This window comes from Mesorhizobium sp. M7A.F.Ca.CA.002.05.1.1 (assembly GCF_003998335.1).
Classification (GTDB): domain Bacteria; phylum Pseudomonadota; class Alphaproteobacteria; order Rhizobiales; family Rhizobiaceae; genus Mesorhizobium.
In genome coordinates this window covers 1-8,141 of the sequence record NZ_RZQI01000188.1, presented here as the reverse complement: position 1 = coordinate 8,141, position 8,141 = coordinate 1, and the positions used below count along the sequence as shown (strand labels likewise).

General features: G+C 63.4%; 7 protein-coding genes. 1 reads left to right on the top strand and 6 read right to left on the bottom strand.

Annotated elements, in window-relative coordinates; translation table 11 throughout:
* Window positions 1-194: 194 nt before the first annotated feature.
* The 6 genes from EN939_RS12330 to EN939_RS12305 form a co-directional block, all read right to left on the bottom strand.
* On the bottom strand, window positions 195-560 hold the full coding sequence (locus EN939_RS12330; protein WP_127268235.1) for a hypothetical protein: 366 nt from the start codon (window positions 558-560) through the stop codon (window positions 195-197).
* 143 nt (window positions 561-703) lie between these two features.
* Window positions 704-2,083 carry an aspartate aminotransferase family protein gene (locus EN939_RS12325; protein WP_127268234.1) on the bottom strand — a complete coding sequence of 460 codons (1,380 nt, stop codon included), beginning with the start codon at window positions 2,081-2,083 and terminating at the stop codon, window positions 704-706.
* 47 nt (window positions 2,084-2,130) lie between these two features.
* Window positions 2,131-2,271 carry a capsid protein gene (locus EN939_RS12320; protein ID WP_127268233.1) on the bottom strand — a complete coding sequence of 47 codons (141 nt, stop codon included), beginning with the start codon at window positions 2,269-2,271 and terminating at the stop codon, window positions 2,131-2,133.
* A 68-nt stretch (window positions 2,272-2,339) separates the two neighbouring features.
* Window positions 2,340-4,412 (bottom strand): prolyl oligopeptidase family serine peptidase, encoded by a 2,073-nt coding sequence (locus tag EN939_RS12315; RefSeq protein WP_127268232.1) that lies wholly within the window; start codon window positions 4,410-4,412, stop codon window positions 2,340-2,342.
* A 68-nt stretch (window positions 4,413-4,480) separates the two neighbouring features.
* The gene (locus EN939_RS12310; RefSeq protein ID WP_127268231.1) at window positions 4,481-5,653 is read right to left on the bottom strand and encodes an MFS transporter; all 1,173 of its coding nucleotides are present in this window, start codon (window positions 5,651-5,653) and stop codon (window positions 4,481-4,483) included.
* A 163-nt stretch (window positions 5,654-5,816) separates the two neighbouring features.
* The gene (locus tag EN939_RS12305) at window positions 5,817-6,992 is read right to left on the bottom strand and encodes an MFS transporter (protein ID WP_127268230.1); all 1,176 of its coding nucleotides are present in this window, start codon (window positions 6,990-6,992) and stop codon (window positions 5,817-5,819) included.
* Between the two features lie 253 nt (window positions 6,993-7,245).
* Between EN939_RS12305 and EN939_RS12300 the strand changes: the two genes are divergently transcribed.
* The coding region (locus EN939_RS12300; RefSeq protein WP_206528282.1) for a trimethylamine methyltransferase family protein at window positions 7,246-8,141 on the top strand (896 nt) is incomplete at its 3' end.

The window sequence follows — 8,141 nt, the reverse complement described above, 5'->3', positions numbered from 1 at the left end:
ATGAAAGTGCTGTTGCCGATGCCCCAGATCCAGTTGAGGAAGAAAGCGCCCCAGTTCCAGCGGTCGAGTTCGGCTGGAATTTCAGCCGGCTGGTTGAGCGGTTGTCCGGCCATCGTGTCCCCCATCGGTGACGTACCGACTGATTCTAGCGCATGAGCCCGTCAATGCGCAAAATCAAAGTTCTGCAACTTCTGTCAGGTCTTGTTGGATAGCCGGCGAAAATTCGCTTTCACGGCACGGCTTGCCGGCTTCAGCGCGGCGCTGATCGAGCGCTCCGCCGCGACCCCGTTGAACAGCGATGGCGTGCGGCCGGAAAAGATTTCCGGCCAGAACCGCGATGCCGATTGCAGGAAGGACATTTGCGCCGCAAACACGCCTTCGGCCATAGCGGCGGTCTTCTCGTTTACCGCACGCGCGGTCTCCGTGCTCCATGGCTGACTGCTCCCGCCATCCATGGCCATCAACGGCAGCCGCATCATCGCCACCAGCGGCGCCAGCATCAGGTCGCCGCCGATGCTGGCCGCTTCTTGCGTCCGTCGGCTCTTGCCGGTCTTTCTCATGGAAACAAAACCCCTTGTCGCGGCCGAATCAGCCGCAGCCCCACACACTACGCGCTTGTAGTGGAATTCGTTCGCTCCCCGCGTCAGCATGGCCTCAAGGCTGGGCGCTCCCGCCGAGGAGCGCCCAGCCGAGGGGTCGAGTTCTACCGCTTGCGCAGGTCGGCTTGCGCCAGATCCAACGCCTTCGAGATGCGATCGCAGGCCATATCGATCGTATCACGGGTCCAGATCAACGGCGGCGACAGGATCATCGTGTCACCGGTGGCGCGCAGCATCATGCCGTGCGCGATGGCATGATCCCGCACGGTTACCGCCGCACTTCCAGCCGGCAGGAACCGCTCCTTGGTCGCCTTGTCCTTGACGATCTCGATCGCGCCCATCAGTCCGATCGAACGCACCTCGCCGACCAGATCATGTCCGGCGATGCGCTCCTGCAACGCCTTGGCGAAGTAAGGGCCGGTGTCGTTCCGGACGCGGTCGACCAGCCCTTCGCGCTCGATGATCTCGAGGTTCTTCAGCGCCACGGCGCAGGCCACCGGGTGGCCGGAATAGGTGTAGCCGTGATTGAACTCGCCGCCCTTCTCGACCAGCGTCGAGGCGATGCGGTCGCCGACCAGCAATGCCGACAGCGGCTGATAGCCCGAGGTCAGAGCCTTGGCGGTGGTGATCGTATCGGGCTCGATACCGAGCGTCTGGGCAGCGAACCACTCGCCGGTGCGGCCATAGCCGGTGATGACCTCGTCCAGCATCAGCAGGACATCGTATTTGCGGCAGATGCGCTGCACTTCCGGCCAGTAGCTCGCCGGCGGTATCTTCACGCCACCGGCCCCCATGACCGGCTCGCCGATAAAGGCGGCAACCTTGTCGGCGCCGGCTTCGAGGATCGCCTCCTCGACAGCCCCGGCCGCGCGCAGGCCGAAATCATGGTCGCTCTCTCCCGGCAGCGCCAGTTCATAGGCGTAGGGCATCATCACATGGACGATGTTGGGCACCGCACCGTTGAGCTGCTTGTGCATACCATCCATGCCGCCGAGCGAGGTGCCGGCAACGGTCGAGCCGTGATAGGCCATCTTGCGCGAGATGATGCGGTTCTTCTCCGGCTGGCCTTCCAGCACCCAATAGTGGCGCACGAGACGCAGTGCCGTGTCGTTGGCCTCCGAGCCCGACGAACCATAGAACACCTGGTTGACGTGCTTTGGCGCGATCTCCGCCAGCTTCTTGGACAGCAGCACTGGCGTCGGCGTCGAGCATTTGAAGAAGGAGTTGTAATAAGGCAGTTCCTTCATCTGGGCATAGGCGGCCTCGGCCAGCTCGTCACGGCCATAGCCGATGTTGACGCACCACAGCCCGGCCATGCCATCGAGGATTTCAGCCCCCTCGGAATCGTAGATAAAAGGGCCATTGGCATGGGTGATGATGCGCGACCCGGCCCCGCGCATTTCCTTGTGGTCGGTGAACGGATGCAGATGATGCGCGGCGTCGATCTGCTGAAGCTGCTTCAGCGAATAATTCTGATAGGTCATGTCTGATCTTCCCTCTGGATTCTATCCGGCAAGCCGGGGCGAATGCTTCAGAGGCAGAGAGGTGGCGAATAGCCGATGCGGGCGCACAGCCGCAAAAGCTCGGCGCGCAGCGTACGCGGTGACGGCGTCACCGCGACCCGCAATGCGCGAGCCTCAAATGCGCCAACCAACATCCTGACGAGAGCCATGGCTGGCACCTTAGAGCAAAGGCTGGTCGAGGAGAACCACCCTTTGCTTGGCCCATAACGGAATGAGTCTAGGCCTTGGCTGTCAGCGCCCTCTGCAGGAAGACATATTTCATCGCCGTCTGCGCCGCCTGCGGCCGGCGGTCGCCACGCCCGCCATGACCACCCTCGGTCTCCTCGAAGAACAGCGTCCTGGCATGGCCGGCTTCCTGCAGGCGGGCGGCCATCTTACGCGCATGGCCGGGATGGACCCGATCGTCAGCGGTCGATGTGGTCAGCAGCACCGGCGGATAGGCGGCAGCGGCGTCGACATGCTGGTAGGGCGAGTAGGCTGAAAGCCATTTCGCGTCTTCGGGTTTCGACGGATCGCCATATTCGGCCATCCACGAGGCGCCAGGCGGCAATTCGGCGTAACGCAGCATGTCGAGCAGCGGCACCTCGATGATGACGGCGCCGAATAGCTCGGGATGCTGCGTCAAGGAAACGCCGGTCAGCAAGCCGCCATTCGAACCACCCTGGATGCCGAGTGAGCTTGCTGTCGCGATGCCGCGCTTGACGACGTCCTGCGCGACCGCTGCGAAATCGTCGAATCCGTTTTGGCGATTGCCCTTGAGCGCCGCTTGATGCCAGGCCGGGCCGAACTCGCCGCCGCCGCGGATGCAGGCCTGCACATAGGCATTGCCCTTTTCCAGCCATAGCCTCCCGCGCACGCCGGCATAGCCGGGCAGCAGCGGCACTTCGAAACCGCCATAGCCGTAAAGCAGCGTCGGCACCGGCCCCTTCTGATCGCGCCGCCTGACGACAAAATAAGGGATCATCGTGCCGTCCTTGGAGCGCGCCTCGAACTGTTCCGAGATGAGCGGCGAGGCATCGAAACGCGCCGGCTGCGACTTCACGGTAGCGAGCGTCTCGCCATTGTCGTCAGACCAGATGATCGCACTCGGGGTCAGGAAATCGGTGAAGGAAAAGGACACGGTCGAGCCGAACTGCTCGGCATGGCTGATGCCGACATTGCCATTTTCGGGCAGCGCCACCGGTTTCAGCGACCAGTTGCCATCCTTGCGCTCGCAGACGACGACCTTGCCGCGCACATTGTCCATCAGGCTGATGAACAGCCGGTCCTGCGTGCGGGCCATGCCGGCGATGGAAACGCGATATGCCGGCTCGAACAAGGTTTCGACAGATCCGAGCGCGCCGGTCTCGACCCAGTGCGCCAGATCCAGCGAATAGAGGCCGTCGGGCTTGCAAACCGTGCCGTCGGGCGACGTCCATGGACTGCGCACGCCGAACACGAGCTGATCCCTGAATATTGCCGTATCGGTCATGTCGTCCGGTAGCGGCAGCTGTTTGTTTTCGCCGGAAGGCAGCCGAAGGAAGATGTGCGAAGCGAAGAAATTCAGCGTTCGAGCCAGGACCAGATAGCGTCTGTCACCGTCGTACTCGACAGCGGCACCAACGGCGAGATCCTCTTTCTGCGCCTCGAAGATCGGCGTCGCGTCTTCCAGCTTGGTATCGCGCTTCCACAGCTTTATGACTCGCGGATAGCCGGACTCGGTCTTGTCGGCCTCGTCGAAAGCGGCGGAAACAATCACGGTGTCCTTATCCAGCCAGCTGAAGCCCGACTTGGAAGCGGGCGCGCGAAACCCACCGTGGACAAACGACTTGGTCGCAATGTCGAACTCGCGCATCTCGCTCGCGTCACCGCCATCCGGCGACATCGAGACAAGGCAAAGGTTGAAGTCCGGATAGAGCCGGCTGGCGCCGCTGAACACCCATTTGATCCCCTCCTTCGCCGCAAGCTGGTCGAAGTCGACGATTGTTTCCCAGTCGGGTTTCTCGGTCTTGTAGGAAGCGACCGTCGTGCGGCGCCAGAGGCCGAGCACATTGGTCTTGTCCTGCCAGAAATTGTAGACATGGCCTTTCAACGCAGCGCCGACCGCAATGTTGTCCTCGGCCGTCATCAGGTCGAGCGCGGTCTGGAACGACGCCTGGTAGGACGGATCGCCCTGCAATTCACCAACCGTGATCTCGTTCTGGCGATGTACCCAGTCCAATGACTGTATGGCTGTCCTGTCCTCCAGCCAGAGAAAGGGATCGTCGGTCGAGAGGGTGGAATTCGGCGTCTGGGTGGAAGGCTTGGTCATGAGGTCTCCGATAAACGCGTTGCTTTGAAAAAGCCAACGCGGATAGGCCGTATCGATATTCACTATGCTCAGCGCACAATTGAGGCTTTCCGCCCACCAGCGAGGCTAGCAATAGCCAGCGCCAGGCACAGCAGCCCAAGCGTGATCGGCAGCCCGCCGGCACCCAGAATATCCATGGCGCCGCCCGCCAGCGGCGGCACGGCGATACCGCCGACGCCCCACATCAAGGAAAAGGCCGCATTGCCGGCAACCAGTGCGGAGCCGGTGAAGCGTTCGCCGAGCTCGATGATCGACATCGTGTAGATGCCGTAGGAAACCGCACCCCAGACAAAGATCATTGGCCAGATCAGCGGCGACTCGATGAGAAGCGGAAGCAGGACGCAGCCGAGCACCGTGATCGCGACGCAGGCAAGCCGCACCAGGCGCGCGGAAAGCCTTTCCGCCAGCAGGCCTAGCGGCACCTGCATGGCGATATTGCCGGCAATCATCACCGACAGCAGCGCCGACATGCGGGTTTCGGTAATGCCGTGATGGGTGCCATAGACAGGCAGCAGCGCCAGCGCGCCCTGTTCGAAACCGGCGGCGACTATGACGGCAAACAAAAGCAGCCACGCCAGCGGCACGAAACCCAGGACGGAAACTTGATGCCCGGCCTCGTCGACCTTGGGCAAGCGCGGCAGCACCAAGCCCAGGCAGATGCCGCACAGCACGAAGGCGGAGATGCCGACGAGGAAGGGCGGCCAGCCCTCAGTGCCGACTGCAAGCAGGCATAGCGGCCCGGCCGCGAAACCGGCCGAGATGATCGTCGAATAGACACCCATGACGCGCCCTCGCCGCGCCGGCGGCGCCAGCGCGATGACCCAGATCTCGCTCAGCACATAGAGCGGGTTGGTCACCACACCGATCAGGAAGCGCAGGGGAAACCACAGATAGACATTCTGCGTCCAGCCGATCAGCGCCAGCACGACAGCCGAAAGCGCCGCACAGGTAAGCGCTGTGCGCCCTGCCCCGAACCGGCGGGCCAGCGCCGGGATCAATGGCGACGACAGGATGAAACCAATCGGCGTCATGGCCGCCGACAGGCCGATCATCGCTGGCGAAACGCCCTGGCGCTGCAGGATGAAACTCAGCAGCGGATAGGACAACCCTTGCGCGATGGCGAACACCGAGACGGTCGCGATCACACCGGTGATCGCCGCCCACTGCATCGTCTCGTCCTTGTTCGATTCAACCAAATTCATTGTGCGCACCGCTATCGAGGCTGCAGGATTAGCGATTGAGCAACGTGGTGGTAAGCCCCTGGGAGGCGAAAACCGCTTGCTCCAGACAATGCCTGTCAGGAGGTTGGGCCTGTCAGGAAGTTGGGCCTGTCAGGAAGTTGGGCCGGTCAGGAGGTTGGGCTCGTCAGGAAGCTCGGCGCACGGACGACCGATACAGCGCGAACATCACCAGCACCGCGTCGAGGCCGGCGATCACGACCGGCAGCCCGAGCGGGCCGATGCCTTGCATGAGCACGCCGGCACCGGGTGGGCCGACGATGCCACCGACGCCCCACATCAGTGCAAAGGCAGCGTTGCCGGCGACCAGCACAGAGCCCTTGAACCGGCTGCCGAGTTCGACCAATGCCATGGTGTAGACGCCGTAACCGACCGCGCCCATCACCAGCAGCACGACCCAGATCAACGGCGTTGTGATCAGCAAAGGCAGCAAAAGCGCGCAAACGGTTGTTGCCAGCGCGCAGACGATGATCATGGCGCGGCCGCCAAAACGCTCCGCCAGAAGGCCGAGTGGTATCTGCAGCAGGATGTTGCCGAGGGAAAGCGCCATCACCAGCGAGGCCAGAACGGCTTCCGCCAAGCCGTAGCTGGCGCCGAAGACCGGGACCAGCGCATAGGTGCTCTGCTGGACCGCCGCCGAGACAAGCACGGCAAGCAGCAGCGCCGGCGCCACCTTGGCAAAGCCGACAAGGCCGCTGGCAGGCTGGTCGTCATCCTCGAAACCGGTCAGCTTAGACGAGACCGCGTGCAGGATCACCGCGCAGAGCGCGAAACCGGCGACGCCGACCATGAAGGGCGCCCAGCCCGACGTACCGAGCAGGGTCAGCGCGAATGGTCCGGCGGCGTAGCCGGCGCCCATTAGCGTGTTGAACACGCCCATCACCCTGCCGCGCCGCGATGGCGGCGCCAGCGACAGTGCCCACACCTCGCCGAGGATGTAGAGCGGGTTGATGACGACGCCGATGATGAAGCGGATGACGAACCAGGCCACCCAGTCCTGCAGATAGCCGATACCCAGGAAGCAGAGCGCGCCGATCAGCGAGCAGCCGACCGCCAGGTTGCGTGCACCGACAAGCCGCACAGCCGCGGGCACGAAAGAAGCCGAAAGGATCAGCCCGAGCGGCATCATCGCCGCCGACAAGCCGATCAGCGCTGGCGACATGCCTTGTTTCTGCATCAGCAGCGTGAACAGCGGCGAACTCAACCCCTGCGCCGCGCCGAACATCGCAAGTGCCGCGGTGACGCCGGCAAGCGCTGCCCACTGCGTTCCTGCTTCGCCTTCGTTCGAGCCGGTCGCAACCATGCTGCCATCCATGTGAATTGCTGGCCATCCGGCCGGCAAGCCCGAGTAGCTATCGGTTCGATCCAGGCAAAGGAAGGGCCGCCCGGCGAAATCCGCTTGCGCCAACGAGGCGGCGGGATCAGGCCGATGTCGTGGCCGCGCAACTGCCGTTCCGGCATGTCGCTTCCCTCGCCCTAGTGGTCGCCGCCTCCGCAATGGCTGGACAGCCGCCGGTCCATTATGCCGCCCGCTATCGCATCCTACGAGGACCATCATGACCGCCGCCCTACAACCCTTGGAACCGGCATTGGCCACCGACCGCGCCCGTCGCGGTGGCCGCGCCGGAAAGCGCGCCGGCGGCTCGGCCGCGTTCGAGCAGCCGGCTTTCCGCCAGCTGAAAAACCCGCTGACGCCGACCAGGCTGGTCTCCGACGACGAGCTGGAATCGATCCACCTCGCCTCCCTGCGCGTGCTCAGGGAAATCGGCGTCGATGTGCTGCATGACGAAGCCCGCAGCATCATGAAGGCGCATGGCGCCGATGTGCGCGACGGCAGCGAGCGGGTGCGCTTCGACAGCGACATGATCCTCGAACTGGTGTCGCACTGCCCGTCGGAGTTCACCATCCATGCCCGCAATCCGGCGCACAATGTGCGCTTTGGCGGCAACAATGTGATCATCTCGATGATGGCGTCGGCGCCCAATTGCTCCGACATCGATCGCGGCCGCCGGCCCGGCAACCAGCAGGACTACCGCAATTTCTTAAAGCTCGCGCAGATGCACAACATCCTGAACTGCACGGGCGGCTACCCGGTCGAGCCGACCGATATCCATCCGTCCGTCCGCCACCTCGAATGCATCCGCGATCTCAGCGTGCTCACCGACAAGGTGTTCCACATCTATTCGCTCGGCAAGGAACGCAATGTCGACGGCATCGAGATCGCCAGGATCGCGCGCGGCATCAGCCACGAGCAGATGCTGGAAGAGCCGTCCGTCTTCACCATCATCAACACGAATTCGCCGCTCAAGCTCGACGTGCCGATGATGGAAGGCATCATCCAGATGTCGAGCAAGGGCCAGGTCGTCGTCGTGACGCCGTTCACCCTGTCGGGCGCCATGGCGCCTGTCACCATCGCCGGCGCACTGGTGCAGCAGAACGCCGAGGCGCTTGC

Bases quoted from the DNA above. Each gene is read 5' to 3' on its own strand.
- EN939_RS12330 (WP_127268235.1), bottom strand. From the start codon at position 560: ATGAGAAAGACCGGCAAGAGCCGACGGACGCAAGAAGCGGCCAGCATC.
- EN939_RS12325 (WP_127268234.1), bottom strand. From the start codon at position 2,083: ATGACCTATCAGAATTATTCGCTGAAGCAGCTTCAGCAGATCGACGCC.
- EN939_RS12320 (WP_127268233.1), bottom strand. From the start codon at position 2,271: ATGGCTCTCGTCAGGATGTTGGTTGGCGCATTTGAGGCTCGCGCATTG.
- EN939_RS12315 (WP_127268232.1), bottom strand. From the start codon at position 4,412: ATGACCAAGCCTTCCACCCAGACGCCGAATTCCACCCTCTCGACCGAC.
- EN939_RS12310 (WP_127268231.1), bottom strand. From the start codon at position 5,653: ATGAATTTGGTTGAATCGAACAAGGACGAGACGATGCAGTGGGCGGCG.
- EN939_RS12305 (WP_127268230.1), bottom strand. From the start codon at position 6,992: ATGGTTGCGACCGGCTCGAACGAAGGCGAAGCAGGAACGCAGTGGGCA.